Origin of the sequence: Sagittula stellata E-37, from assembly GCF_039724765.1 — a bacterium.
Classification (GTDB): domain Bacteria; phylum Pseudomonadota; class Alphaproteobacteria; order Rhodobacterales; family Rhodobacteraceae; genus Sagittula; species Sagittula stellata.
In genome coordinates this window covers 3,313,900-3,339,808 of sequence record NZ_CP155729.1, presented here as the reverse complement: position 1 = coordinate 3,339,808, position 25,909 = coordinate 3,313,900, and the positions used below count along the sequence as shown (strand labels likewise).

21 protein-coding genes and 1 pseudogene are annotated in these 25,909 nt (G+C 64.5%); 20 read left to right on the top strand and 2 right to left on the bottom strand.

What is annotated here, in order from left to right; genetic code table 11:
• Window positions 1-27: 27 nt before the first annotated feature.
• Window positions 28-623, top strand: a pseudogene (locus tag ABFK29_RS15815) (hypothetical protein); the annotation flags it as partial.
• Window positions 624-685: 62 nt separating this feature from the next.
• Here ABFK29_RS15815 and ABFK29_RS15810 read toward each other — a convergent pair.
• Complete coding sequence (locus tag ABFK29_RS15810) at window positions 686-2,107, bottom strand: aminotransferase (protein WP_005862094.1); 1,422 nt, start codon at window positions 2,105-2,107, stop codon at window positions 686-688.
• Between the two features lie 605 nt (window positions 2,108-2,712).
• Here ABFK29_RS15810 and ABFK29_RS15805 point away from each other — a divergent pair.
• From ABFK29_RS15805 to ABFK29_RS15715, 19 genes are all read left to right on the top strand, one after another.
• The gene (locus ABFK29_RS15805) at window positions 2,713-3,201 is read left to right on the top strand and encodes a helix-turn-helix domain-containing protein (RefSeq protein ID WP_005862092.1); all 489 of its coding nucleotides are present in this window, start codon (window positions 2,713-2,715) and stop codon (window positions 3,199-3,201) included.
• 7 nt (window positions 3,202-3,208) lie between these two features.
• Window positions 3,209-3,727, top strand: coding sequence for a GNAT family N-acetyltransferase (locus tag ABFK29_RS15800; protein ID WP_005862090.1), 519 nt, complete (start codon window positions 3,209-3,211; stop codon window positions 3,725-3,727).
• A 269-nt stretch (window positions 3,728-3,996) separates the two neighbouring features.
• Complete coding sequence (gene glpK, locus ABFK29_RS15795) at window positions 3,997-5,487, top strand: glycerol kinase GlpK (protein WP_005862088.1); 1,491 nt, start codon at window positions 3,997-3,999, stop codon at window positions 5,485-5,487.
• Window positions 5,484-6,605: an iron-containing alcohol dehydrogenase gene (locus ABFK29_RS15790; RefSeq protein WP_040604968.1), complete on the top strand. Its 1,122-nt coding sequence runs from the start codon at window positions 5,484-5,486 to the stop codon at window positions 6,603-6,605. The genes glpK and ABFK29_RS15790 overlap by 4 nt, the downstream gene beginning before the upstream one ends.
• A gap of 501 nt (window positions 6,606-7,106) precedes the next feature.
• A complete protein-coding gene (locus tag ABFK29_RS15785; RefSeq protein ID WP_005862084.1) occupies window positions 7,107-8,120 on the top strand; it encodes an amino acid ABC transporter substrate-binding protein in 1,014 nt (337 codons plus the stop codon).
• 120 nt (window positions 8,121-8,240) lie between these two features.
• Window positions 8,241-9,494: an amino acid ABC transporter permease gene (locus tag ABFK29_RS15780; protein WP_005862082.1), complete on the top strand. Its 1,254-nt coding sequence runs from the start codon at window positions 8,241-8,243 to the stop codon at window positions 9,492-9,494.
• 13 nt (window positions 9,495-9,507) lie between these two features.
• On the top strand, window positions 9,508-10,893 hold the full coding sequence (locus ABFK29_RS15775; protein ID WP_005862080.1) for an amino acid ABC transporter permease: 1,386 nt from the start codon (window positions 9,508-9,510) through the stop codon (window positions 10,891-10,893).
• A gap of 52 nt (window positions 10,894-10,945) precedes the next feature.
• On the top strand, window positions 10,946-11,695 hold the full coding sequence (locus ABFK29_RS15770; RefSeq protein WP_040604982.1) for an amino acid ABC transporter ATP-binding protein: 750 nt from the start codon (window positions 10,946-10,948) through the stop codon (window positions 11,693-11,695).
• Window positions 11,696-12,246: 551 nt separating this feature from the next.
• Window positions 12,247-13,221, top strand: coding sequence for a Bug family tripartite tricarboxylate transporter substrate binding protein (locus tag ABFK29_RS15765; RefSeq protein ID WP_005862076.1), 975 nt, complete (start codon window positions 12,247-12,249; stop codon window positions 13,219-13,221).
• Window positions 13,222-13,319: 98 nt separating this feature from the next.
• A complete protein-coding gene (locus ABFK29_RS15760) occupies window positions 13,320-13,751 on the top strand; it encodes a tripartite tricarboxylate transporter TctB family protein (RefSeq protein ID WP_005862074.1) in 432 nt (143 codons plus the stop codon).
• A gap of 3 nt (window positions 13,752-13,754) precedes the next feature.
• A complete protein-coding gene (locus tag ABFK29_RS15755; protein ID WP_005862073.1) occupies window positions 13,755-15,293 on the top strand; it encodes a tripartite tricarboxylate transporter permease in 1,539 nt (512 codons plus the stop codon).
• A 345-nt stretch (window positions 15,294-15,638) separates the two neighbouring features.
• Window positions 15,639-16,985 carry an ABC transporter substrate-binding protein gene (locus tag ABFK29_RS15750; RefSeq protein WP_005862071.1) on the top strand — a complete coding sequence of 449 codons (1,347 nt, stop codon included), beginning with the start codon at window positions 15,639-15,641 and terminating at the stop codon, window positions 16,983-16,985.
• A gap of 58 nt (window positions 16,986-17,043) precedes the next feature.
• The gene (locus tag ABFK29_RS15745) at window positions 17,044-18,291 is read left to right on the top strand and encodes a sugar ABC transporter permease (protein WP_347099688.1); all 1,248 of its coding nucleotides are present in this window, start codon (window positions 17,044-17,046) and stop codon (window positions 18,289-18,291) included.
• A 79-nt stretch (window positions 18,292-18,370) separates the two neighbouring features.
• Window positions 18,371-19,585 carry a carbohydrate ABC transporter permease gene (locus tag ABFK29_RS15740; RefSeq protein WP_005864379.1) on the top strand — a complete coding sequence of 405 codons (1,215 nt, stop codon included), beginning with the start codon at window positions 18,371-18,373 and terminating at the stop codon, window positions 19,583-19,585.
• A gap of 67 nt (window positions 19,586-19,652) precedes the next feature.
• On the top strand, window positions 19,653-20,909 hold the full coding sequence (locus ABFK29_RS15735) for an MGH1-like glycoside hydrolase domain-containing protein (protein WP_040605279.1): 1,257 nt from the start codon (window positions 19,653-19,655) through the stop codon (window positions 20,907-20,909).
• Window positions 20,897-21,910, top strand: a complete 1,014-nt coding sequence (locus tag ABFK29_RS15730) for an ABC transporter ATP-binding protein (protein WP_005864377.1) — start codon at window positions 20,897-20,899, stop codon at window positions 21,908-21,910. The genes ABFK29_RS15735 and ABFK29_RS15730 overlap by 13 nt, the downstream gene beginning before the upstream one ends.
• A 184-nt stretch (window positions 21,911-22,094) precedes the next feature.
• On the top strand, window positions 22,095-23,114 hold the full coding sequence (locus tag ABFK29_RS15725) for a TRAP transporter substrate-binding protein (RefSeq protein ID WP_005864375.1): 1,020 nt from the start codon (window positions 22,095-22,097) through the stop codon (window positions 23,112-23,114).
• Window positions 23,115-23,183: 69 nt separating this feature from the next.
• Entirely contained in the window at window positions 23,184-23,744 is a 561-nt protein-coding gene (locus tag ABFK29_RS15720) for a TRAP transporter small permease (RefSeq protein ID WP_005864372.1), read from the top strand.
• On the top strand, window positions 23,741-25,033 hold the full coding sequence (locus ABFK29_RS15715; protein ID WP_005864371.1) for a TRAP transporter large permease: 1,293 nt from the start codon (window positions 23,741-23,743) through the stop codon (window positions 25,031-25,033). Before ABFK29_RS15720 ends, ABFK29_RS15715 begins: the two co-directional genes overlap by 4 nt.
• 75 nt (window positions 25,034-25,108) lie before the next feature.
• Here the strand turns inward: ABFK29_RS15715 and ABFK29_RS15710 are convergent, their stop codons facing one another.
• The gene (locus tag ABFK29_RS15710) at window positions 25,109-25,909 is read right to left on the bottom strand and encodes a GNAT family N-acetyltransferase (protein ID WP_005864369.1); all 801 of its coding nucleotides are present in this window, start codon (window positions 25,907-25,909) and stop codon (window positions 25,109-25,111) included.

Below are 25,909 nucleotides of genomic sequence, written 5' to 3'. Positions count from 1 at the left end.
GTTGCGTCGCATGATCCCGAGAGGGCCGTCGACGAGGAAACATTGGAGATCCGGGCTATCGAGACCACCTCCAGCACTGTCGGCCCCTCTCGGCAGCATGCTGCGCATGCGCCTGCCGGGCAGTGGACGCGCCGATGCTGCCCGACCCGCTCTGCCAGATCCCGGCGAACGAGGAGATCGCCAAGGTGACGGCCGACGGCGCATATGACACGCGTGCCTGCCATGACGCCATCGCGGCCCGCGGAGCAGCCGCGTTCGGGCATTCTCTCGGACCAATGGCGTTCATGCCCTCACTCCGCCCCGCCGGAATGCCCGGCCCTTGAAGCCGGACACGGCAGGGGCCCGCGCACGCAACGAAATCCTACGAACATCGAAGCTCTTGGGCCGTGCGCTCCGGCGGAACTGGAGCGGGGACCACCGGCGGAGCGGGGGCGAGACGAACCCTCTCGGGATGTTCCCTGAGAAAACACCCTGCCGGGCAATGAATGAACTGCGTGAAGCCGCTCGGCCAGCGGCCGATGTCGCGGGACTTCGACCGCCAGGTTGCCGAAGTCCGGATTCGCGCGGCGGTCCTGAACCGCTTCACCGCAATCGCCATCCCGGTCACCGTGGCTGCGGGATAAGCGTTTCCGGAGAAGGGGAACTGCGGCCATCAGCCGTTTTGTGCAACAGCGCCGTGCCTGTGTCAGATGTTGCCCGCGGCGAGGTCGGCCTGCGCCTTTGCGAGCGCATCCGAAAGCGTCGCGACGATGCGGTCGATGTCGGTGCGGTCGATGATGAGCGGCGGCGACATGATGCACAGATTCTCGTAGGGGCGCACCAGAAGACCGGCGTCCTGACAATAGGCATCGACCTTCTGGGCAAGGGCCATGTTCGCGGCGTTGGGCCCTGCGTCTTGCCCGGTCCAGCATTCGACGCAGGCCATCAGGTGATCGCCACGCACCGTGTAGACGATGGGGTTGTCACGCAGTTCGCGCAGGCGCTCGATGAAGTACGGCCCCACGTCCCGGACATGCCCGCAGATGTCTTCCTGTTCCATGATTTCGATATTGGCGAGTGCCACGGCGCAGGCGACGGGGTGGCCGGAATAGGTGAACCCGTTGGAAAAGACCGGCTTGTCCTTCGGTGCGGCTTTGGCCAGCGCGTCGGTGATCCGGTCCGAAATCATGACGGCGCCAAGCGGCTGGTAGCCCGAGGTCAGGCCCTTCGCGGTGATGATCATGTCGGGCTGGATGCCGAAGCGGGCCTCCGACGCGAAGAAGTGACCCAGTCGCCCGAAGCCGGTCACCACCTCGTCCGAGATATAGAGGATGTCGTGTTTCCGACACATCTCGAAGGTGGCTTTCTGGTAGCCCTCCGGCGGCGTCAGAACGCCACCCGAAGCGAGGATCGGTTCGGCGATGAAACAGGCGATGTTGTCAGCACCGATCCTGAGGATCTCTGTCTCCATCTCTTCGAGGAGCGTCTGAAGTTTCTCGGCCGCCGACACGTTGGAGCGGTCGGGATCGTGGCCGGGGCTCGACAGGTGATGCACGAAGTCGGCCTCGTACTGGAAGAGCGTGCGGTCGGCGTCCTTGCCCGACAGCGATTGCGTCAGGTAGGTGCCGCCGTGATAGGCATTTATGCGGGACAGCACGTGCCGCTTTGCGGGCTTGCCCTGCGCCGCGAAATGGTAATGGGCGATGCGAATTGCCGACTCCACCGCGGTGGAACCGCAGGTGGTGAAGTGCACGCGGTTCAGGTCGCCGGGCGCAAGCTGCGAGAGACGCTCTGCCAGACGCGCGGCGGGTTCGCTAGAAAGATCGCCGAAGGGGGTGTAGTAGGCCATGCGGCGGGCCTGGTCGGCCATCGCCTCGGCCAGTTCCTCGCGCCCGTAGCCCAGTGTCATGCACCACATACCGCCGATCGCGTCGAGGTAGGTCTTGCCTGCACTGTCGCGGACGCGCACGCCCTTCGCCTGGCTGATAATCAGCGAGGTCTGTTCGCCCAGCCCGCTCAGATCGGCCCAGGGGTGCAGGACGTGACGGGCGTCAGCCTGCGACGCCGTCTGTGCCGGTGCCGCCGCTGAGGTGTTCGTTTCGCGATGGGATTCGGCCAGTGTTTCCATGGTGCGGTTTCGCCTCTCTTAAGGGTGCTGTGCGGGCACCCTGTCGCCGGCCCTGCCGGGACCGGCTCGTTTCATCGTCGGCCTTGATCGGCCTCTTCGCTGTGATGCGGTGCCGAAAGCGCGTTCACGCCTTCGCTGCGTGGCGCAAGGCCGGAGCCGAAAGGGCGAGCCGCGCACGTGTCACCGCTGCAAGATGGCCTGTTGCCCGTGGGACCCGCGTCCCGCCGTTGGCTTCCTGCCGTGCGCCCCCCAGATTACCCGACCGAGGCGATAACTGAACCCACAGCGCGAAGGTTTTTTTTGGCGCGGGCCGATTGGAGGGAACACCCACGTGCGTGCCCGTTCAATAGGCAGGAAATCCTCCGTTCCCGGGCATCGGGCTCTGGGTGGGGCCGGTTGGCGGGTTTCTTGCCCGCGTATCTTCCAGAAGGTTGGAACCGCGGCCCGGTTTGTTGACGCGGCGGCGAACCTGACTTCCGCGCTCTGCGATATCGTAATTGACGAAGTGACCAATTTTGGGAATAATCCCAAATATGGGAATCTCTGTGCAGTCCGACGCGTTGAGCCTTGCCTCGCATCTCAGGTCCTTTCGGGTCGACCGAGGGATGACGCTGAACGACCTCGAAGCGCGGTCGGGCGTCAGCCGGGCCACTCTGTCGCGGATCGAGAAAGCCGAGGCCAGTCCGACCGCCGAGACGCTTGGCAAGCTGGCCACCGCTTTCGCGGTCCCGATCTCCAGACTGATCGCGCCGCTTGACGATGTCTTCGTGCCGCTCATCAGCGGAGACATGCAGACGGTCTGGACGGACGAGGAGGCCGGGTTCACCCGCCGGGTCGTGTCTCCGCGCACCGGCACGCTCAGCTTCGAGGTGATCGAAGGCACGCTGCGCCCGTCCGCGCGGATCTCTTACGACAGTCCGTCGGTGGCGGGACAGGAACATCATCTTGTGCTGCTCGACGGGCGCCTGAGATTGACGGTCGGCGAGGACGTGCACGATCTGCGCCCGAAGGACTGTCTGCGGTACGCGCTGTACGGCGCGACGCTATTCGAAGCCGGGGGCGACGGCGCCCGGTACTTCCTTTGCATAAGGTAGGACGCGCGTGACACTGGAGATCGTCAAGATATCGGAAAAGGACAGGTATGCCCGGGCGCTGGGGCGCGTGCTGGCGGACAGCGTCACCGACGGAGCGGCCATCAGCTTCATGCAGCCTTTCACGGTGGAGGAGGGCGCGCGCTGGTTCGAGACCGCTGTCTTCCCTGACGTCACCGCCGGAGGGCGCGTCCTGTTCGGTGCGCTGGTTGGCGGCCATGTCGTGGGCACCGTCCAGCTCTTGATCGCCATGCCTCCCAACCAGGCCCACAGGGCGGAGATCGCCAAGATGATCGTGCATCCCGACAGCAGACGCCAGGGCATCGGGCGTGCGCTCATGCAGGCGGCGCTGGACGAAGCCCGGGCGAGGCAAAAGACACTTGTGACGCTGGACACACGGACCGGCGACAGGGCAGAGCCGCTTTATGCTTCGGTCGGGTTCGAGGTGGCCGGCGTCATCCCCGACTTCGCCTCCGATCCCGATGGCGCGGCGCTTCACCCGACGACCTACATGTACATGAGTCTGTAACGCCCGGCGACGGCCCGGTCAGCTCCGGTCGTTGGGGACGGTGCGCAGCATTGCCTTACAGGCGCCATCCCGGACAACGAAACTGCAAACTACCGGAGCGACCCGTGCGTCTGTTCTCCGAGGCCAAAGCGGTCAAGGCGCACCCGGCAGGAATGGAGAGGGGAAGCGTTCCAGCCCGCCTCCCTTGATTTCCGCGGCCAAGGCCTGTCTTCTGGCGGCAATGACGGGAAAGGCCACGGCCGACCCGCCCCAACGAACAGCGAGGTTCCATGACCCTCATCCTGGCCATCGACCAAGGCACCACGTCCACGCGCTCGATCCTTTTCGACACCGATCTGAAGATCGTGGCGACGTCGCAGGAGGAATTCGAACAGCACTACCCCGCGTCCGGCTGGGTGGAGCATGACTGCTCCGACCTCTGGACGACGACAGCCGCTACCTGTCGCGGCGTGATGGAGAAGGCCGGGGTGCGCGCCGGGGACATCGCGGCCATAGGCATCACCAACCAGCGCGAAACCACGCTGGTCTGGGACCGAAAGACCGGCAAGCCCATCCACAACGCCATCGTCTGGCAGGACCGCCGCACGTCCGAGTTCTGCAAGGGATTGAAGGCCGAGGGCTTCGAGGAGGTGGTGACCGACCGGACCGGGCTGCTGCTCGATCCGTATTTCTCCGGAACGAAACTGGCCTGGCTGCTGGACAACGTGGACGGCGCGCGCGAACGGGCAGAGGCGGGCGAACTGGTCTTCGGTACGGTCGATAGCTGGCTGGTCTGGCACCTGACCGGCGGGGCAGAGCACCTGACCGACGCGACCAATGCGGCGCGGACCATGCTTTACGACATTCGCAAGGGCCGCTGGTCGAAGACGATCTGCGACAAGCTGGGCATTCCGATGTCCATGCTTCCGGAAGTGCGCGACTGTGCCGCCGACTTCGGCGAGACCCGCGCCGACCTGTTTGGCCAGCCGATCCCGATCCGTGGCATCGCCGGCGATCAGCAGGCCGCGACCATCGGACAGGCGTGTTTCAAGCCGGGGATGCTGAAGTCGACCTACGGCACCGGCTGCTTTGCGCTGCTGAACACCGGGAACGAGCCCGTCCGCTCGAACAACCGCCTTCTGACGACCATTGCCTACCAGCTGGACGGAAAGCCCACCTACGCGCTGGAAGGGTCGATCTTCATAGCCGGGGCGGTGGTGCAGTGGCTGCGCGACGGGTTGAAGATCGTGCGCAACGCCGCCGAGACGCAGCCGCTGGCCGAGCGCGCGGACGATGCGCAGGAGGTCATCCTCGTGCCCGCCTTCACCGGTCTGGGCGCGCCCTACTGGAACGCCGAGTGCCGGGGTGCCGTGTTCGGGCTGACGCGCAATTCGGGGCCGGAGGAGTTTGCCCGCGCCGCCCTGCAATCGGTGGGTTTCCAGACGCGCGACCTGCTTGAGGCGATGCAGGCCGACTGGTCCGGCGGCGGCGACACCGCGCTTCGGATCGACGGCGGCATGAGCGCTTCGGATTATGCCATGCAGTTTCTGTCCGACATCATAGACGCGCCAGTGGAGCGGCCTCCGGTGCTGGAAACGACGGCCACCGGAGCTGCGTGGCTGGCCGGGACCGCGGTGGGCATCCTGCCCGACATGGAAAGCTTCGCAAAGGGCTGGAGCGCGGAAAAACGATTTGAACCCGACATGCCCGAAGACCGCCGCAGCGCCAGCTACGCGGCCTGGAAGAGGGCGGTGGAGGCCACCATCGGCTTCGCGTCTTGAGCCTGACCGTCCCGGCGAGAACCGTCTCGGGCCGTGGCAGCCGCAGCGCGGTTCTCGAAGCCGTCACACCGCTGAGGGGCGCCGTCATCGTCGTGCGCGGCCGCTCCGTCCCTTGGGTCGATACTTTGGTTTCCGAATTGATGGCGGCGGGCCGGCCCGTCGTGCCGGTGATCGCCGCTGGCGAACCGTCGTTGCCACATGTCGAGACGCTGATCGCCGAACTGCGCGACAGCGGGGCGGGCATCGTCTTGGCCATCGGCGGCGGGTCGGTGATCGACCTGGGCAAGGCGCTGGCGGCGCTGGTGCCCGCGCCGGGTGGGGTTCTCGACCACCTCGAAGTCGTGGGGGCCGGGCAGCCGCTGGCCGCACCTCCCTTGCCGTTGATCGCCGTGCCGACCACGGCGGGCACCGGCGCCGAGGCTACGAAGAACGCGGTGATCGACGTGCCCGATCACCGCCGCAAGGTCAGCCTCCGCGATCCGCGCATGGTGCCGGGTCTGGCGGTGCTCGACGCGGAGCTGACGGACGGGGCACCCTGGCCGGTCACGCTGAGCACAGGCATGGACGCGCTGACCCAGCTGATCGAGGCATACCTTTCCGTCAAGGCAAATCCCGAGACCGACGCCCTGTGCCGCGCAGCCATCCCCCTGGCGGCAAAGGCATTGTTCCGCCTGTCGAAGGGAGAGGATCTTGAGGCGCGGCAGACGATGCTGGTCGCCGCTCACCTCAGCGGCATTGCGCTCGCCAACGCGGGGCTGGGCGCGGTGCATGGCCTTGCGGGGGTGCTGGGCGGACATACCAAGGCGCCGCACGGGGCGATCTGCGCACGTCTTCTACCCGAGGTTCTAAAGGTCAACCGACAGGCCTGCGCGGCAGCCGGACGTGACACCAAGCGGTTCGGCGAGGTCGACGAGATGGTATCTGAAGGCATGGCACACCCGGGCGAAACGGCTGCGGACCTCCTGAGCGCCCTGACAAACGGGGCGGCGTTTCCCGGCCTCGGCTCTTTCGACGCGGAGACGGTGGCCAAAGAATCCATGGAGTCCTCTTCGATGAAAGGAAACCCGGTGCAACTGACTGTGGCACAACTGGTTTCCGTGCTTGGATCCGCGGTTTGAAAACGCGCCGTTGACGTCGGTATTCTGGCGCTCGAATCCGTTCGTCTCATTGCGGTTTCGATTTCTGCATTTGCAACGGCAATGGGGTTTAATAGTTCACTGTTAAATTCTGCGAATATGGCTCCGTGCTGAAAAAATGATCATATACTTCCGCCAAAAAACATGCCGGAATGACAAGCTCTTTGCCGTGAATTTGGGTTTCTCATTTTAACTCAGTGGGTTGCAGCCGATTTCTTTGTTCCCCGGATGCGTTCGGCTGTTAGCGTGGGATGCGCTGAAACAAGTTGCAATTTACACCCGGCGGTCAAATGGTTTACCGATCTTATTGATGCAGATCGAAACTCCGCTTCCAAACCGCCATGCGCGGGCCGTGTCGCAAGTCGCCTTGTGCCTTGCGGCATGTCGGCGTGCGGCAGCCGGAAACGGGGACAAAGGACAACCTTCAAGAACCGATCCCCGGTTAACGGGGCATGCATCGAAAATCCAACAAGCGAGGACCACATGAAAACCAAACTGATGACCGTCGCTGTCGCAGCAGCCATGGCCGCCGGTGCAGCCGGCGCTGCCACGCTCGACGATGTGAAGGCAGCAGGCTCACTGAAATGCGGTGTGAGCCAGGGCCTCCCGGGCTTTTCCGCCACCAACGACGCGGGCGAATGGACGGGTATCGACGTCGATTACTGCAGGGCCCTGGCCGCTGCCGTTCTTGGCGATGCGGATGCCGTCGAGTACGTCTCCCTCTCCGCGAAGGACCGCTTTACCGCGCTGTCGTCAGGCGAGATCGACGTGCTCTCGCGCAACACCACCTGGACCATCACCCGTGACACAGACCTCGGGATCACCTTCGTCGGTGTGAACTACTACGACGGCCAGGGCATGATGGTTCCGGCCGGTCTGGGCATCACGTCGGCGCTCGAGCTGGATGGCGCGACCATCTGCACCAACACCGGCACCACCACCGAGCTGAACATCACCGACTACTTCACCCAGCACGACATGTCCTTCGAACTCGTCGCGCTGGAGAACTCGGACGAGGTGATCGCGGCGTATGGCGCAGGCCGTTGCGACGTCTTCACCACCGACCGTTCGGGTGTGGCCGCAGAGCGTCTGAAGCTGGCGGATCCGGATGCGCACGTCGTTCTGCCGGAAACCATCTCCAAAGAGCCGCTCGGGCCGTCCGTCCGCGCCGGCGACGAACAGTGGATGAAGGTCGCCAAGTGGGTGCTCAACGGCGTGATCGAAGCTGAAGAGTACGGCATCACGTCCGAGAACGTCGATGAGATGCTCGAGTCCGAAAACCCCTCCGTGCAGCGTATCCTCGGCGCTGGCGACAACGACTACGGCGCGCCGCTGGGTCTGGGTGCGGACTTCGTCTACCAGGCGGTCAAGCAGGTCGGCAACTATGGCGAGATGTACGATCGCAACGTCGGCCCCGATACTCCGCTGAAGCTGGAGCGCGGCGTAAACAACCTGTGGAACAAAGGCGGCTTCATGTACGCCCCGCCGATCCGCTGATCGGACGACGTGAACGGCCGGTCCACCGACCGGCCTGAACCGAACCGCGACCCATCAAGAACGGAAAGGGGCGGAGGCATGCCTCTGCCCCTTTTCCAATAAAACAAGCGGGGAACATCCATGACATCTGTGACCGACAGCGACGGCCAGCAAGGGACAGAAGAACGCACAGGTCTTGCGGCACTGGTTTTCGACAGCCGCGCGCGATCGCTTTTCTTCCAGGGCGTACTTGCCCTCATCATTATCGGGCTGATCTGGCTTGCGCTTCAGAACGCCGCGCAGAACTTGGCCGATCAGAACAAGGAATTCGGCTTCGACTTTTTCGACAGGCCGTCTGACATCCAGATCTTGACGACCTTCGGGACGTGGCTTCTGGATTACCAACCGGGGCAGAGCACGATTTTCGACGTGTTTCTCCTGTCCATCGCCAACACGCTTATCGTGGCGATCGCCGGCATTTTCTTTGCCACGATCTGGGGCTTCCTGCTGGGGATCTTCCGTCTGTCCAGCAACTTCGTGCTGCGTGGATTTGCGACCATCTACGTCGAGCTTCTGCGCAACGTGCCCCTGCTGCTCCAGATCTTCTTCTGGACTGCGGTGATGCGGATCGTGGCGCCGTCGGAACGCGGGGTCTATACCACGCTCATTCCCGGCCTGCTACAGTTCGACGCCAAGGGCATGTACGGGCCGTTCCCCATCGTCGAGGATGGCTTTGGCTTCACTCTGGCGGCTTTCATCATCGCCTGTATCGGGGCCTGGGCCTATGCCCGGTGGGCGAAGAAGAGGCAGGACAAGACGGGCCAGCCGTCGCCGGTCTTCCTCGTGTCGCTGGGCATGATCGTCGTTCTTCCGACGCTGGTCTACCTGATCACCGGACGTCCGATCACCATAGAGTGGCCGAACTACGTGACCGAAGGGCCGATCTTCCGGCAGGGGTTCGAGAAGGGCGTCGGCAGCTACATCGCGCCTGAATTCGTGGCGCTCTTCCTTGCGCTCTTCACCTATACTGCCGCCTTCATCGCCGAGATCGTGCGCGCCGGTATCCAGGCCGTGCCCAAAGGCCAGTCCGAGGCCGCGGGCGCGCTGGGTCTGCCGGACGGTCTGACCATGCGCAAGGTGGTCCTGCCGCAGGCGTTCCGGGTGATCGTGCCGCCGTTGACCTCGCAATACCTGAACCTGACCAAGAACAGCTCTCTGGCGGCCGCCATCGGCTACCCGGAACTGGTCGCGGCCTTCGCGGGCACGATCCTGAACCAGGTGGGCCGCGCGATCGAAATCATCGCGGTGGTGATCCTCGTGTACCTCACGATCTCGCTGCTGACGTCGGCCTTCATGAACTGGTTCAACAACCGCGTCGCGCTGGTCGAGCGGTAAGGGGGACGATCTGATGCAAGAACACGAAACAGATCACTGGGTCCGCACCCACGAAGCGCCCCGTCTGCCCGCTCCGCCGACCGAAGTCGGTCTGCGCGGCTGGTTGTGGCGGAACATCTTCGCTTCGATGTCGGACTTCACGAGCCCCGGCAAGGCCGTTGGCTCGATCCTGATGATCCTGATCACCGTCTTCGCCGCGTATTCGTTGGTGTGGATGATTTGGACGCTGCTGGACTTCGCCGTCTTCAACGCGACTTTTGCCGACCCCGAGGGGCTGAAACGAGAAACCTGCTTCCTCAACCCGACAGGAGCCTGCTGGCCGTTCATCCAGGCCAAATGGTATCAGTTCATGTTCGGCTTTTACCCTGAGGAGGATGTCTGGCGGGTGAAGCTGTCGATGCTGATCCTTGCGGTCGGCATCGCATGGCTGATCTTTCCGCTGCCGCATCGCGGCAAGGTGGCGGCCTTCATGCTGACGGGTTTTCCGGTCATCGCCTATGTCCTGCTGAACGGGATGCCGGTCGAAGACGACGGCGACCTCGGCCACATATTCGCCGGTGCATGGTTCCCGCTGGTGCTGGCTGCGGTGTTTTTCGCTGCGTGGTGGTTGTCCGACGCCGGGAAGCTCGGGGACGTCGGCTCGGCCTTCGCGCCCGCGCTGCTGATCGCGGCGGGCGGACTGGCGCTTTGGGGCGGACTGCCGCTGGTGACCATGGTCATCGATCTGGCGCTTGGCACCGAAGTCGTCGAAACCAACAAGTGGGGCGGTCTGACGATCACGCTGGTGGTGGCGATCTTCGGCATCGTGATCTCGCTTCCGGTGGGGATGCTGCTGGCACTGGGCCGGCGGTCGAACGCGCCGATCATCAAGTACAGCTCGGTGATCTTCATCGAAGTGGTGCGGGGCATCCCGCTCATTTCGGTGCTGTTCTTCGCATCCGCGATGCTGCCCTACTTCCTCGAACCGGGTGTCGACTTCAACAAGCTGCTGCGCGCCATGATCGGCGTGGTGCTGTTTGCTTCCGCCTACATGGCAGAGGTCATCCGGGGCGGTCTTCAGGCCATTCCGAAGGGCCAGTACGAGGGCGGCATGTCGCTGGGCCTGAGCTTCTGGCAGCAGATGCGGCTTATCATCATGCCGCAGGCGCTGACCACGGTGATCCCGGGGATCGTGAACACCTTCATCGGCCTGTTCAAGGACACCACGCTGGTGCTGATCATCTCGATCTTCGACCTTCTGGGCATCCTGAACAACACCCTGAAGGACCCCGAATGGTCCACGCCCACGACCGCCTACACAGGTTATCTCACCATCGCACTGATCTACTGGATCTTCTGCTTCGGCATGTCCCGGTACTCGGTCCACATGGAACGCAAGCTCGACCGCTCGCACCGCTGAGGAACACATCATGACAGAACAAATGACAATGGAGGCCCCAGCGGCCAAGAAGATGACTGTCTCGGACGAGGTGGCCATCGAGATCCGCGGCATGAACAAGTGGTACGGTCAGTTCCATGTTCTGCGCGACATCGACCTGACGGTCTTCCGCGGCGAGCGGATCGTGGTCTGCGGTCCCTCCGGGTCCGGCAAATCCACGCTGATCCGCTGTATCAACGCGCTGGAGGAACACCAGAAAGGCTCCATCGTGGTGGACGGCACGCGGCTGACGTCCGACCTCAAGAACATCGACAAGATCCGGTCCGAGGTCGGCATGTGCTTCCAGCACTTCAACCTCTTCCCGCACCTGACCATTCTGGAAAACTGCACGCTGGCGCCCATTCATGTGCGCAAGACGCCCAAGCGCGAGGCCATCGAGACGGCGATGCACTTCCTGGAAAAGGTCAAGATCCCCGATCAGGCGGGCAAGTACCCCGGGCAGCTTTCGGGCGGTCAGCAGCAGCGTGTGGCGATCGCCCGCTCGCTTTGCATGAAGCCGCGGATCATGCTGTTCGACGAACCGACGTCCGCGCTCGACCCGGAGATGATCAAGGAGGTGCTCGACACCATGATCGAACTGGCAGAGGAGGGGATGACCATGATTTGCGTGACCCACGAAATGGGTTTTGCGCAAGCGGTGGCGAACCGGGTGATCTTCATGGCTGACGGCCAGATCGTCGAACAGAACGAACCGACACGTTTCTTCAACAACCCGCAGAGCGAACGCACCAAGCAGTTCCTGAGCCAGATCATCGGCCACTGACGGGCAATAAATACAAGGGGGAAGGGCGGTCCATGGGCCGTCCTTTTTTCATGCAAAGTCACCAGGGCCGAACACACCCTGCAAGAATGTCATCAGCGTCTTGCGCGACCAGCGCCCGCAGCGGATCGGGCCGGGTCGCATGTTGTCCCGGCGATGGCCTGTGTTTCCGGCGCACCTGTGGCAAGTGAACCAAGCGGCGACCACATGTGCGCGCTTCGAGCCGTAGGGCAAGTGTATGTCGGGAAACGCCAGTTCCAAGCGCGGGGGCCCCGATGCCGCCGGCGGTTTGGCCCATGACCCCGGACAGGTTCGGGCGCCCGATGACCTTTTCCGGATGACCGTGGGCGCCATTGGCAATCAGTGGCTGAATGCTGGGGACATTCCCATTTCGTCGGAATTTTGCCCATTTGCCGGGCAATGACAGTTTCACGACAGCTTCCTTCGCTACGTCCTTTGCTCAACCCGTAAAGAGGGAGGCTGCACATGCAGCCGTGAGTACGGGGAGTTTCGGGCGGCCGCCTATTGCGGCTGCCAAAGTGGAGGAAAACAGAATGATCAAAGCAACCCGGCTCGTCGTGGCCGCGGCACTCGTCGGCGTATCCGCCCTTGCCGCAAGCGCGCAGGAAAACCCGGAATGTATCGCACCTGCCAACCCGGGCGGTGGCTGGGATTTCACCTGCCGCCAGGTGGGCAAGTCGCTGCAGGACCTCGGTCTGATCGACAAGACAATGCAGGTCGTGAACCTCGCCGGCGGTGGCGGTGGTGTGGCCTACGCCGAAGTCGTGAACAAGCGCGGTGACGACAACGACCTGATCGTCGCGGCATCCTCGGCGACCGCGACCCGGCTCGCGCAGGGCGCCTACCCGGGCAACACCATGGATCAGGTCCGCTGGCTGGCTTCTGTCGGCGCGGATTACGGTGTGATCGCCGTCGCGGCGGACTCAGACATCGACACGCTGCCGGCGCTGCTGGACGAGATCAAGGCGGACCCGACCTCGATCTCCATCGCGGGCGGTTCGGCCGTGGGCGGCTGGGACCACCTGAAGGTCCTGATCGCGGCCAACGCCTATGGCATCGATGACGTGCGTGCGGTGAAGTACATCGCCTTCGACGGCGGCGGCGAAGCTGTGACCCAGCTTCTGGCGGGTTCGGTTCAGGCGTTCACCGGCGACATCTCCGAAGCGAAGGGCTTTGTCGACTCCGGCGATATCAAGGTCATCGCGGTCCTCGCGCCCGAGCGTCTGGGGGGCGAGTTCTCCGAGATGCCGACCGCGAAAGAGCAGGGCGTCGACGCCATCGGCGCGAACTGGCGCGGCTTCTATGCGCCGGGCGGTATGTCCGACGAAGCGTATGACGCATGGGTTTCCAAGATCGGCGAGCTCTATGCCTCCGACGAGTGGAAGGCCGTGATGGAGACGAACGGCCTTGCGCCGCTCGACCTGCAGGGGGCGGATTTCCAGGCCTTCGTCGAGGAATCCGTGGCCAAGATCCAGTCGATCTCCAAGGAAATCGGCATCATCAAGTAAGCGTCCCCTACACGCTTCATAGAGGGCGCCGCCGCACGAGGCGGCGCCCGATCCTTACCCGATACTCCCCCCTCTGACATCCCGAATTGGAGATCCCCATGAGTGATCGCATCTTCGGGGTCTTCGGCATTCTCCTCGCCATCGGTTTCGCCATTTCGGCGCTGTATATCGAGGAAAGCTTTCTCTCCGATGCCGTGGGTCCCAAGGCCTTCCCCCTGATCATTGCCGCCGTGCTCGGCATTTCGAGCGCCGTGATCGCCTTCCGCCCGGATCCCGAACCGGAATGGCCCGCCATAGGTCGGCTGGTCGAGATCGGCGCCGCCGTGGTCGTGATGATCCTGTATACCGAACTGTTGCCCATCGCGGGCTTTGTGATCGCCACGGCCTTTGCCGCGGCCTACCTCGCGTGGCGGCTCGGCTCTGGTCCGGTCGAGGCGGTGCTGACCGGCGTCGGCACCTCGGTTGGCATTTACGTCATCTTCCACCTTGTGCTGGGCCTCAGCCTCGCCCGCGGTCCCTGGGGATTCTGATCCATGGAAACCTTTGCAAATCTCGCTGACGGCTTTGCCATCGCGTTGACGTGGCAGAACATCCTGCTGGCCCTTTTGGGCTGCTTCCTAGGCACGATCATGGGCGCATTGCCCGGCCTTGGCCCATCGAACGGCGTGGCGATCCTGATCCCGCTGGCCTTCACCCTTGGTCTGGGCGCCACGCCCTCGCTGATTCTGCTGACTTCTGTCTACTACGGCGCGATGTACGGCGGGCGGATTTCGTCGATCCTGCTGAACATCCCCGGAGACGAACCGGCAATGATGACCTGTCTCGACGGGCATCCGATGGCGAAGAAAGGGCTTGCCGGTGAGGCCCTCTCGCTTTCGGGAATTGCTTCCTTTGTCGGGGCGTTCTTCGCAACCTGGGGTCTGATCTTCCTCGCACCCCAGCTGGTGAAAATCGCACTGCTGTTCGGTCCGGCAGAGTACTTTGCGCTGTTCGCCCTGGCTTTCATGACGCTTGGCGGCGTGTCATCGACCAACCAGGCGAAGTCGGCCTTTGCCGCGGCACTGGGGCTTGGTCTTGCCATGATCGGTGTCGACACCCAGACCGGCGTGCCGCGTTTCACCTTCGGGGAGGTGCACCTTTACGACGGGCTCGACTTCCTCGTGGCCATCGTGGGCCTGTTCGCGCTGTCCGAGGTTTTCATCTTCCTTGAGCACAGGCATAGCGGGTCCGACGCGGATGAGACCAAACTGAAGATCGGCAAGCTCTACCCGCCGATGTCGATGATCAAGCAGTGCACGCCCACGATGCTGCGCACGTCATTCCTTGGCTTCCTTGCGGGTGTCTTGCCGGGGGCGGGGGCCTCGCTGGGCTCGTTCATCTCCTACTCGTTCGAGAAACGGCTGGTCGACAAGGAAGGCACCTTCGGCAAGGGCGACCCTCGCGGTGTCGCCGCACCTGAGGCCGGCAACAACGCCGCCGCTGGCGGGGCGCTGGTGCCAATGCTGGCGCTGGGTGTGCCGGGCTCCGGTACGACGGCCGTGCTGCTTGCCGTCCTGCTGGCGCTGAACATCACCCCGGGGCCGCTGCTGTTCACCCAGAACCCGGACGTGGTGTGGGGCCTGATCGCTGCGCTTTTCATCGCCAACTTCATGCTTCTGGCGATGAACATCCCGATGGTCGGCATCTTCACCCGCGTTCTGATGGTTCCGTCGCGCATCCTGATGCCCATCGTGGCCATGGTCAGTTTCGTCGGTATCTACGGCATCTCCGGATCGACCTTCGACCTGCTTGTGATGATCGGCTTCGGCATCATGGGTTGGGTGCTGCGCAAGTTCGACGTACCGCTGGTTCCGATCATCCTCGGGACGCTGCTGGGCAACGCGATGGAGAACAACCTGCGCCGCGCGATCACCATCGACAACGGCAACTGGTGGACACTTGTCGACAGTCCGCTGGCCATCGGCCTCTGGGCCGTCGCGATCGTCGGATTCATCCTGCCCCTGATCGTGGGGGCGCGGGTCAAGGCCGGGATGCGCCGGCAGGGCGACGAAGAAGGCTCGATCCGCGACTGAGGCATTGCATCAGGTTGAGAGAACTGGAACCCGGCGCCCCCTGCGCCGGGTTCATGTCTGGCTTCGAACCGTCTCGCCGCAGCGCCCTCATTCGATCCGGTCGAGGAGACCGGCGTTCATCAAGTGCCTCTTATTTCATCTTGGCTTGTCGCACGGGTTAACTCACTCTTTCAGAGGGGGGGAATCGTTGTCGATTTTCAAAGTCATAAATGTGGCAGTGCAGCAAGATGCGCACCAAGCCACGGCTGCCGGACACCGCGAGGTGCGAGGGCGGCAAACCGGGCAAACGGTCCGGAGGGGCGCCTTGCCCCGCACGATGCCTCCCGTGTTCAACAGGAGGATACCATGGCGACGAACAAAGCCAGACTGCTGGCCGGTACGGCGCTTGCGCTGGCGATCGCGGGTGCGGCGCAGGCCGACACGATACGGTTCTGGACAACCGAAACCCAACCCGAACGGCTGGCCCGTCAGGAACAGATGGCCGCAGACTTTGCCGCGGAGACCGGCAACGATGTCGAGGTCATTCCGGTAGAGGAAGGCGACCTCGGCACACGGGCGACGGCGGCCTTCGCGGCGGGCGACCTGCCGGACGTGATCTATCACACGTTGCAATGGTCCCTGCCATGGGCGGAGGAAGGTATCCTCGATCCCGAGGCGGCGACGGACGTGATCGAGGATTTGGGCGAGGACACCTTTGCGGAAGGTGCCCTGAAGATGGCCGCCTTCGGGGAGGGCTACGCGGCGGTCCCCGTGGACGGCTGGACGCAGATGATCCTTTACCGCAAGGACCTGTTCGACGAGGCCGGGCTTGAGGCGCCGACCACCTATGCCGCGGTCGAGACCGCGCTTGAGAAGCTGCACAATCCGCCGGAGATGTACGGTTTCGTAGCCGCCACCAAGGTCGACGAACCCTTCATGAGCCAGGTGTTGGAGCATGTCTTTCTCGCCAACGGCGTGACGCCGGTGGGGGAGGACGGCTTCGCACCGCTCGACGAGGCGAAGACCACCGAGGTGCTGGAGTTCTACAAGAAGCTTGCCGACGCTTCGCCTCCGGGGGACCTGTACTGGGATCAGTCGCGATCGCTCTACTTCTCGGGCAACGCGGCGATGATCATCTGGTCGCCCTTCATCCTCGATGAACTTGCGGGTCTGCGCGACAGTGCGCCGCCGACGATCAACGACGATCCGACCTCGCCCGAGCTGGCCTCGAAAACCGGGATCGTGACGACCTTTGCCGGGCCCTCGAACCCCGATGGCGCGGCCTGGGGCGACATGCGCTACTTCGGGATCACCTCGGATGCCGACACTGACATCGCGGAAGAGTTCGTCGCCTACTCGATGGACAAGGGCTATACCCAGACGCTGGCCATCGCGCCGGAGGGCAAGTTCCCGACGCGCCGTGGCACCGCCGACGACCCGACCGCCTTTCAGAAGGCATGGGCGGAGCTGCCGGTGGGCGTCGACCGAAAGGCACCGCTGGGTGATCTCTACGACCAGTCGAAGATCGACGAGATCGTCAGCGGCCTCGACGTGGCGCAGCGCTGGGGCGTGACCGAGGGACAACTGGCGCTGGCCTCCAAGATGATCAACAGCCAGGCGATCAACCGGATCGTGCGGCAGTACATCGACGGCCAGATCGAGGTGGCCGACGCCGTCGCGGCGATGAACGACGAGCTTTCGAAGATCGAATGACGTCACGGGCGGGCGGACCACAGTGGTCCGCCCGCCCGCGCCACGGAGGTTCACGGCCATGTCACAGGCTCTTCCGCCGACCGGAACCGGCCCGCTTGCCCGTCGAGAGGCGCGGCTGGCGTGGTCGCTGCTGTTCCCGACGCTCTTCGCGGTCGCGGCGGTGGTCGTCCTGCCGCTTCTGGCGGTCTTCTGGATCAGCTTCAAACCCGTGGAGCTGGGCGACCTGCGCCCGCCCGAAGTGGTCATCCGCGAGGACCTGCGCGGCAAGCCCCAGGCGGCGGGCGACGAGGCGACGGTGCGCTACAGACTGCGGAACTCGTCGCGCGACCAGCCGATCGCCAGGGTCACGCTGACCGACACTTGGCCCGACGGCTTGACCGTTGTCGGCGACCTCGACCCGCGCTGTACGCTGGAAGGGGCCGACTTCTTCTGCGACCTGGGCGACTGGGAGGGCGGTTTCAGCGAGCGGCTGGAAATCCCGGTAACCGTCTCTGCCGATTTCCTCGCGCAGAAAACCGATATCGAAGAGACCGACCCGGTGATGACCGGCCGGGCGCAATCGGTGCTGACATCGGGCGACTTCACGCTGGAGAACTTTGCCCGCGTTTTCGATGGCGAAGAGTTCCTGTCGGTCTTCGGCGTCACGCTGTTCTACACCGTCTTCGGCACCGTCGGCGCGCTGGTGATGGGGCTTTTCGCGGCACAGCTTCTCAACCATTCGTTCAAGGGGCAGGGGCTGCTGAGGGGGCTCTACCTCTTTCCCTACGTGGCGCCAGTGATCGCGGTCGCCTTCGCATGGATCCTGCTGTTCGATCCGTTCTCGGGATCGGCCAACGCGCTTTTGGTGCAGATGGGCGTGACCGAACAGTCGATCAACTTTTTCGGACAGAAACCGCTGGCGCTGATCATGGTCACCGCCTTCGAAATCTGGCGGTATTTCCCGTTGTCCTTCCTGTTCATCCTGGCGCGCATGCAGTCGATCGACAGCGACATGTACGAAGCGGCGGAGATGGACGGGGCCTCGCCTTTCCAGCAGTTCTGGTATCTTTCGCTGCCGATGCTCCTGGGCATCCTGAGCGTGCTGTTCCTGCTGCGCTTCATCTGGACCTTCAACAAGTTCGACGACATCTTCCTGCTGACGGGCGGCAACGCGGGCACGCGGACCCTGACGGTGAACGTGTACGAACAGGCCTTTGCCCTGTCCAACATCGGGGCGGGCGCGGCCGTGGCGGTGGTGGTCTTCGGCTGCCTGCTGATATTTTCCGTCTTCTTCTTCAAGTTCATCAGTCGGGAGGAAGGCCTGTGAGCTGCGCATCGGGCGGGGCTGCGCCCCGGGCGCCTGCGGCGCCGTTCAGGTATTTCTGCCAAGATGAAGGAGCGGGGTCATGAAGGCGTTGAGGGTCGGATACGTGACCGGCGCGCTTCTGGGCGCGCTCTGGGCGGTGGTGGCCTTCGTCACCGTGGCGGTGGTGATGAGCTTCGCCACGGGCGAAAGCGTGCGGCCCTCGGGTTCGGGTGCCGTGCTGGTGGGGGCGATTGCCGGGCTGGTGGCCGTGCGGTGGCAGAACCGCTGGTTGACGGACGGGGCGGCGCTGGTGACGGCGCTGGCGCTGGCGTCCGCCGGGTTCGGCGCGCTGCGGTTCGGCGACGGCACAGGGATGGGGCTGCGGGTGGCGGCGCTGATCTTCGGCGCGGGGGCCACGGGCATTCCTCTGGTGCGCTACCTCGACGGACTGCCGGCGGGCGCGCTGACCCGGCACCAGTTCGAGGGCGCGGTGATCCGGGCGCTGATGGGCTTCGGCTATGTCTTCTTCACCGCCATCGTGGTCATTCCCTTCTACGTGATGGTCATGACCTCGCTGAAGAACCAGGCGGAGCTGATCGCCAACCCGCTCGATTTCTCCATCGACCTGTCGCAGGGCTGGGGGTTGTTCCGGTCCTACGTGGAGCTGATTCGGGACTTCAACTTCGGCCGTTACCTGGGGACGTCGTTCTACATCTCGGTGCTGACGGTTCTGATCACGCTGGCGTTTGCCATTCCCGGCGCCTACGCCGTGGCGCGGCTGCGCTTCACCGGGCGCGCGGTGTTTTCGCGGTCGATCCTGCTGATCTACATGGTCCCGATGATCGTCCTCGCCCTGCCGATCTACATCGCCTTCTCGATGACCGGGCTGAGGAACTCCATCGCCGGGATCGTGATGATCTATCCGGTCACGACCATCCCCGTGGCGCTTTACATGTTGCAGGGCTATTTCCGGGGCCTCCCGGCGGAGATCGAGGAGGCCGGTCTGATGGATGGGCTGTCGCGCCTGATGGTCATCTGGAAAATCACCCTGCCGTTGTCGCTGCCGGCGCTGGCCTCCGTGTCGCTTTACGTGTTCATGATCGCGTGGAACGAGTTCCTGCTGGCCTTCATGCTGCTTGACGACCCGTCGAAGTTCACCCTGACGCGCGGCATCGCCTCGCTCAATTCGTCGGAGATCCCGCGCCAGCACCTGATGGCCGGGTCGGTGATCGCCACGGTGCCGATCATGGCGCTTTTCCTGGGGCTGGAGCGGTTCATGACCAAGGGCCTGACGGCGGGGAGCGTGAAGGGATGAGCGGTTCGCCACTGGGGACACGGGGCGCATGCCGACCATGCCGGGCAGCCCGCGGGAGGGGCGGGGCATGACCGATCCGGACGACGCCGCCCGCCGCATCCTGCGGGGCAACGACCGGGGCGGGTACACCGTGCCCACGGCGGGGCTTTACCCTTACCAGTGGAACTGGGACAGCGTCTTTGCCGCCATGGGGTTCGCCACCTTCGACACCGACCGCGCGTGGCAGGAGGTGGAGACGCTGCTGTCGGGCCAGTGGCCGAACGGCATGGTCCCGCATATCCTGTTCCACAAGGTGGAGCCGACGTATTTCCCTGGCCCCGACGTCTGGGGCGGCGTCGGACCGGTGCCGTCTTCGGGCATTTCGCAGCCGCCGATCGCGGCCACCTTCATCCGTTGGCTGGCCGAGCTCGACCCGGCGGGCGCGGACCGGGCGAAGGCCATGGTCGGGCCGTTGACGGACTGGCACCGCTGGTTCTTCGACTGGCGGGGCGAGGGCGGCGCGATCTGTGTCAGCCATCCCTGGGAGACGGGGCGCGACAATTCTCCGGACTGGGACGCGCCCTTTGCCGCCATCGAGCCCGCCAACCTCGACGCGTATTACCGGCGCGACACCAGCCATGTGGCGGAAGACGAGCGCCCGCGCCGCTGGGACTACGACCGATACCTGACGTTGGTGAAGCTGGGGCACGACTGCGGCTGGGACGAGGCGCACCTGCGGGAGGTTTCGCCCTTCCGGGTGGCCGATCCGACGATGACCTTCACCCTGCTGCGCGCCAACCGGGACCTTCTGGCACTGGCGCAGCGGTTCGGAGCGGAGACCGCAGAAATCGAAGACTGGATCGCTGCCATCGAGGCCGGGTCGGAGCGGCTTTGGAACGCCGATATCGGTGCCTATGACACCTTCGACATGCGGGCGGGCACCCATTCCGGGGTGATCTCCAATGCGTCCTTCCTGAACTGGTACGCCGGTGTCAGGCCGGAACGGATGCTGGACCACTTCGACCGGATCGCCGGGTTTTTGCCGTACGGTGTGCCCTCGGCGGACCCGCAGCAACCGGGGTTCGAGCCGAAGCGCTACTGGCGGGGGCCGGTCTGGGCGATGATGAACTGGCTGATCGCGCTGGGGCTGCGCGACGCGGGGCACGACGCCCGCGCCACTGCGCTGTGCGACACGACGCGCAGCATGATCCTGGCTGGCGGGTTCGCCGAGTACTTCGACCCGCGCGACGCATCGCCTGCCGGCGGGCGCGATTTCACCTGGACTGCGGCCACCTGGCTGGCCTGGGCCTCACCCTCTGCGAAAGGATTCCCATGGCAAGCATAGAGCTGAAGGCCGTCGAGAAATGGTTCGGCAACGTGCAGGTCATCAAGGGCGTGGACCTCGCCATCGAGGAGGGCGAGTTCATCATCTTCGTCGGCCCGTCGGGTTGCGGGAAGTCGACCCTGCTCAGGATGATCGCGGGGCTGGAGGAAACCTCGCGCGGTCAGATCCTGATCGACGGGCGCGATGCCACCGCCGAGGCGCCGTCGCAGCGCGGGCTGACGATGGTCTTCCAGAGCTACGCGCTTTATCCGCACATGTCGGTGCGGGACAACATGGGGTTCTCGCTCAAGGCGGCAGGCGAGCCGAAGGACAAGATCGCGGCGAAAGTCGACCACGCGGCGGAGGTGCTGAAACTTGGCGCCTACCTTGACCGGCGGCCCAAGGACCTCTCCGGCGGGCAGCGGCAGCGGGTGGCCATCGGTCGGTCCATCGTGCGCGACCCCACGGCCTTCCTGTTCGACGAACCGCTCTCGAACCTCGATGCCGCGCTGCGGGTCGAGATGCGGTATGAAATCGCCAAGCTGCACCAGTCGCTGAGCGCCACGATGATCTACGTCACCCACGACCAGGTGGAGGCGATGACGCTGGCCGACCGGATCGTGGTGCTTGAGGGCGGCAAGATCGCGCAGATCGGTGCTCCGCGCGAATTGTACGAACACCCCGCCAACCTGTTCGTTGCGCAGTTCATCGGCAGTCCGAAGATGAATGTCTTTTCCGCCGGTCTCGTGCGGGGCGCTGTGGGAGGTGAGCAGGCTGCGCAGATCGGCATCAGGCCCGAGCACATTTCGGTGGTGGAGCCGGGGGCGGGCGAGATGGATGGGCAGGTTGACGTGATCGAGTATCTCGGCGCCGACACGTTCCTGATCGTCGATTGCGGCGCGGCGGGGCGGATCACGGTGCGCACGGATGGCGAGTCGGCGCGCAGTCCCGGCGACCCGGTGGGCTTGCTCTTCGCGCCCGGCAAGATCCACGCCTTCGACGCCGCCGGACAGGCGATCTGAAGGCGAACCTATTGGCAGAACACGCTTCCTGAGGCTTTTGCGCCTTTGGAAACGCGGCGGAGTGGCGCCGCCGATCTTGGCTGATTTCGTTCATTCGTAAACATTTTATTTGATTTTCGCCCTTCGTTTGATACGCATTCCTTCATGAGGTCGGACGGGAAATCCGGCCCAAGGGAGGAACATCATGAAAAGAACGTCCGTCGCGCTTGCCGCGATTCTCGCCGTCGTGGGTCCGCTTTCGGCGCAGGCCCAGGAAGTCACCCTGCGTCTGTCCCACTGGATCCCGCCGACCATCGCGCCCGCCACGAAGGGCATCGACCCGTGGGTGGCCTCGTTGGAGGAAGCCTCCGAGGGCCGCATCGCGGTGCAGGTGTTTCCGGCACAGCAGCTGGGCAAGGCGCCCGATCACTACGACATGGCCGCGCAGGGGATCGTCGATCTCGCATGGGTGAACCCCGGCTATACCGCCGGCCGCTTCCCGATCTATTCGGCCACCGAACTGCCGTTCATGTCGGACGACAACATCAACGGCACCAAGGCGATCCACGAGTGGTATCTGGCAAACGGCGCCGAAACGGAGATGTCCGACGTGAAGCTGTGCTTCGTGCATTCCCATGCGCCGGGCGCCTTCCACTCCAAGGTGCCGGTCACCCGCCCCGAGCAGGTGAAGGGCATGAACGTGCGTCCGGCACATGCCACCATCGCGCGCTTCATCTCGCTTTTGGGCGGCGGCCCCGTTCAGGTGCCCGCGCCGGAAGTGCGTGAAGCCCTGTCCAAGGGCACCGCGGAGGCCGTGACCTTCCCGTGGGGCGCCATGTACGACTTCAAGCTGACGGAAGAAGTGCCGGTTCACCTCGACATGCCTTTCTACCTGTCGGCGCAGGTCCTCGTGATGAACAAGAACAGCTACGAGGGTCTCTCGGACGAGAACAAGGCCGTGATCGATTCCCACTGCACGCCGGAATGGTCGGGCAAGGTGTCGGCGGGCTGGGCCGAGGACGACATGGCCGCCAAGGACAAGCTGAAGGCCGACGATACCCAGTCCTTCAACACGCCGACCGAGGAAGACGTCGTCGCATGGCGCGAGGCCGCTCAGCCGCTGATCGAGGAGTGGAAGGAAGCCGTTTCCGCCAAGGGCGGCGATGCCGATGCCATCCTCGAAGCTTACAAGGCCGCGCTGAAGAAGTACGACGCGGACTACTGACCTGACTGACGGGGCAGGGCGCGCCTTCCGTGCGCCCGCCCCAACCACGGCACTTTTTCCGGAGACCCCATGTACGAACGTCATCCATCCGGGCGGCCCGTCCGCCGGGTCATCTCGGTCATCGAACGCATCGCGGGCGTCGTGCTGGGGCTGGTCACCATCCTGATCGTGGCCTCCGCCATCGGGCGCTACGGCTTTGCCCGCCCCGTCCCTGATGCCTTCGACCTGTCGCGGCTGGTGCTTGGCGTCGCCGTGGCCTGGGGGCTGGCGTCGGTCGCCTGGCACGGCACGCACATCAAGGTGGATCTTCTGGCACAGGCGCTGTCGCCGCGCGCCCGCACGGTTGTCAACGCCTTGGCGTGGCTGATCCTGCTGGTCTTCACCGGGCTTCTGGTGTGGAAGATCGGCGAGCGTACTCTGGCCGCGATGTCGGGCGGAGACGCCACCATGGACCTTCGCCTGCCGCACTGGCCGTTCTTCGGCGCCATCTGGCTGGGCATTGTCGCCGCCTTCTTCGCGACGGGGGGCCGGCTCTGGCGGATCGTGCGTTTCGGGAGCGACCTTGGCGAATTCGACGGCATCGACGAACAACTTCTGAAAGACCAGACGGTCGGGGAACGCGACAAATGAGCGGGGAACTGATCGCCACCTTGGGCTTCGTCGCCCTGTTCGCGCTGATGGCCGTGCGTGTGCCCATCGGCATCGCCATGGGTCTGGTCGGCATCGGCGGTTTCGCCGGGGTCGTCGGCTGGCGTCCGGCGCTGAACCTGCTGTCGCAGTCGCCGATTTCCACGATCACCGACTTCAACCTGACGCTTATCCCCTTCTTCGTGCTGATGGGGGTGCTGGCCACCAACTCCGGCATGTCGTCGGAACTGTTCCGTGCGGGCAGGGCGTGGCTGGGCGGGTTCAAGGGCGGGCTGGGCCTGGCCTCTGTCGGGGCGTGCGGTGGCTTCGCGGCGATCTGCGGATCGTCGGTCGCGACAGCCGCCACGATGACCAAGATCGCCTACCCGGAGATGAAGCGGGCCGGCTATGCCGACGACGCCGCCACCGGTATCATAGCCGCGGGTGGCACGGTGGGTATCCTGATCCCGCCCTCCGTGGTTCTGGCGATCTACGGCTTCATGACCGAAACCGATATCGGCGAACTCTTTATCGCGGGGGTCGTCCCGGGCATCCTCGCGGTCGTGATGTACATGGCCACCGTGCGCCTGTGGTACGGGCGCGACCTGCCCGCAGCCGACAAGTTCACCCTGTCCGAAGGGCTTTCCGCGTTGAAAGGCGTCTGGGCCGTGGGCCTGCTGTTCGTGGCCGTGATCCTGTCGATCTACTTCGGCATCGTCACCGCGACGGAGGCCGCCGCCGTCGGTGCGCTGCTGACCGCGCTCATCGGGCTGGCGCGGCGCAAGCTGACGATGACCACCTTGCTCGACAGCCTTGTCGAGGCATTGCGCACCTCCGTTTCCATCTACGTCGTGCTGATCGGCGCAACGCTCTTCGGCTATTTCCTGGCGATCACGCAGGTCCCGCAGGAACTGACCTCGTTCCTCACAACGCTGGGGGCTGGCAAGTACGGCACGCTGCTGCTGATCCTGCTGCTGTTCCTCGTCATGGGCTGTTTCCTGGACGCGATGGCCATGATCATCCTGATGATCCCCATCGTTTTCCCGGTGATCCAGCAGCTCGGCTTCGACCCGATCTGGTTCGGGATCGTCATCGTGATGACCGTCGAGCTGGGCCTCATCACGCCGCCCGTGGGTATGAACGTCTACGTCATCAATTCCATTGCGCGGAATGTCCCCCTGACCACGATCTTCAAGGGCGTGTTGCCGTTCGTCGTGGCGGACGTGCTGCGACTGGCCCTGTTGATTGCCTTTCCGTTCATCGTGCTTGCGCTGCCCGCCAGCATGAACTGAAGACGGGACTGCACTACGATTGGCCGGCGTGAAGGCCGGACTGCGGTCGCTTTCGTGATCGAGAAGGGCAGGCCCTCAGCCAAGCTCCAGCGTGGCGACGGCGTAGTAGGCGGGCGGCGCGCCCTGCGGGGCGGGACCGCGGTGCATCCTGGCGGTCTGGAAGACCGGTTCGAAGCCGATGGAGCCAACCGATGCCTCAAGCGCCGTGCCCTCCGGCACGTCGATGAAGACCGGCGCGCGCGGCGCCTTGGCCAGCAGGCCGCGCGCCTCGGCTTCCGTACGGGCCAGCAGCGGGCCGATCTTCACGCCGGACCGGCACAGGCGGTGCGTGGCGAAAGCGGTGGGTGCACCTTCGGGACCGAGCACCCAGGTCGTGCGTGTGTCGGTGCCCGCGAACCACGCACGGGCAAACCCGTCGCGCGCATGCCCGGATGCCGTGCGATCCATCTTCATCAGTGCAGGCAGGTCGGCGTCTTGTGCCGGGCGGGCTTCGCTGTCCGCCAAAGGCACGGAGCCGAGTGCATGGCGCAGCGTGCGCCCGGCGAAGACAAAGCCGGAGCGCGCATAATTCGCCTGCTGTTCGGCCACACCGTCGAGAGTGACCGTCCGGTCGCCCGCATGCTCCAGAGCCGCCTGCCACAGCGCAAACCCGTGGCCCTTCCCGCGATACGCAGGGCGGCAGATGTAGAGCCCGAGAAAGGCATGGGCCCTGTCGTGATTGACGACCGAGATCGCCGCCACCGGGTCGCCGTCGATCTCGGCCAGGAAGAAGCCGTCGGGATCGGCGGCGCGGAAGGACGCGGCGTCTTCGATACCGGGGTTCCAGCCCTCGGCCCCGGCCCAGTCCAGCACCATCGCCAGGTCCTGTTCGGTCAT

Coding starts and splice junctions, on each gene's coding strand:
- ABFK29_RS15810 (WP_005862094.1), bottom strand. CDS start 2,107: ATGGAAACACTGGCCGAATCCCATCGCGAAACGAACACCTCAGCGGCG.
- ABFK29_RS15805 (WP_005862092.1), top strand. CDS start 2,713: ATGACGCTGAACGACCTCGAAGCGCGGTCGGGCGTCAGCCGGGCCACT.
- glpK (WP_005862088.1), top strand. CDS start 3,997: ATGACCCTCATCCTGGCCATCGACCAAGGCACCACGTCCACGCGCTCG.
- ABFK29_RS15785 (WP_005862084.1), top strand. CDS start 7,107: ATGAAAACCAAACTGATGACCGTCGCTGTCGCAGCAGCCATGGCCGCC.
- ABFK29_RS15780 (WP_005862082.1), top strand. CDS start 8,241: ATGACATCTGTGACCGACAGCGACGGCCAGCAAGGGACAGAAGAACGC.
- ABFK29_RS15775 (WP_005862080.1), top strand. CDS start 9,508: ATGCAAGAACACGAAACAGATCACTGGGTCCGCACCCACGAAGCGCCC.
- ABFK29_RS15770 (WP_040604982.1), top strand. CDS start 10,946: ATGACTGTCTCGGACGAGGTGGCCATCGAGATCCGCGGCATGAACAAG.
- ABFK29_RS15765 (WP_005862076.1), top strand. CDS start 12,247: ATGATCAAAGCAACCCGGCTCGTCGTGGCCGCGGCACTCGTCGGCGTA.
- ABFK29_RS15760 (WP_005862074.1), top strand. CDS start 13,320: ATGAGTGATCGCATCTTCGGGGTCTTCGGCATTCTCCTCGCCATCGGT.
- ABFK29_RS15755 (WP_005862073.1), top strand. CDS start 13,755: ATGGAAACCTTTGCAAATCTCGCTGACGGCTTTGCCATCGCGTTGACG.
- ABFK29_RS15750 (WP_005862071.1), top strand. CDS start 15,639: ATGGCGACGAACAAAGCCAGACTGCTGGCCGGTACGGCGCTTGCGCTG.
- ABFK29_RS15745 (WP_347099688.1), top strand. CDS start 17,044: ATGTCACAGGCTCTTCCGCCGACCGGAACCGGCCCGCTTGCCCGTCGA.
- ABFK29_RS15740 (WP_005864379.1), top strand. CDS start 18,371: ATGAAGGCGTTGAGGGTCGGATACGTGACCGGCGCGCTTCTGGGCGCG.
- ABFK29_RS15735 (WP_040605279.1), top strand. CDS start 19,653: ATGACCGATCCGGACGACGCCGCCCGCCGCATCCTGCGGGGCAACGAC.
- ABFK29_RS15730 (WP_005864377.1), top strand. CDS start 20,897: ATGGCAAGCATAGAGCTGAAGGCCGTCGAGAAATGGTTCGGCAACGTG.
- ABFK29_RS15725 (WP_005864375.1), top strand. CDS start 22,095: ATGAAAAGAACGTCCGTCGCGCTTGCCGCGATTCTCGCCGTCGTGGGT.
- ABFK29_RS15720 (WP_005864372.1), top strand. CDS start 23,184: ATGTACGAACGTCATCCATCCGGGCGGCCCGTCCGCCGGGTCATCTCG.
- ABFK29_RS15715 (WP_005864371.1), top strand. CDS start 23,741: ATGAGCGGGGAACTGATCGCCACCTTGGGCTTCGTCGCCCTGTTCGCG.
- ABFK29_RS15710 (WP_005864369.1), bottom strand. CDS start 25,909: ATGACCGAACAGGACCTGGCGATGGTGCTGGACTGGGCCGGGGCCGAG.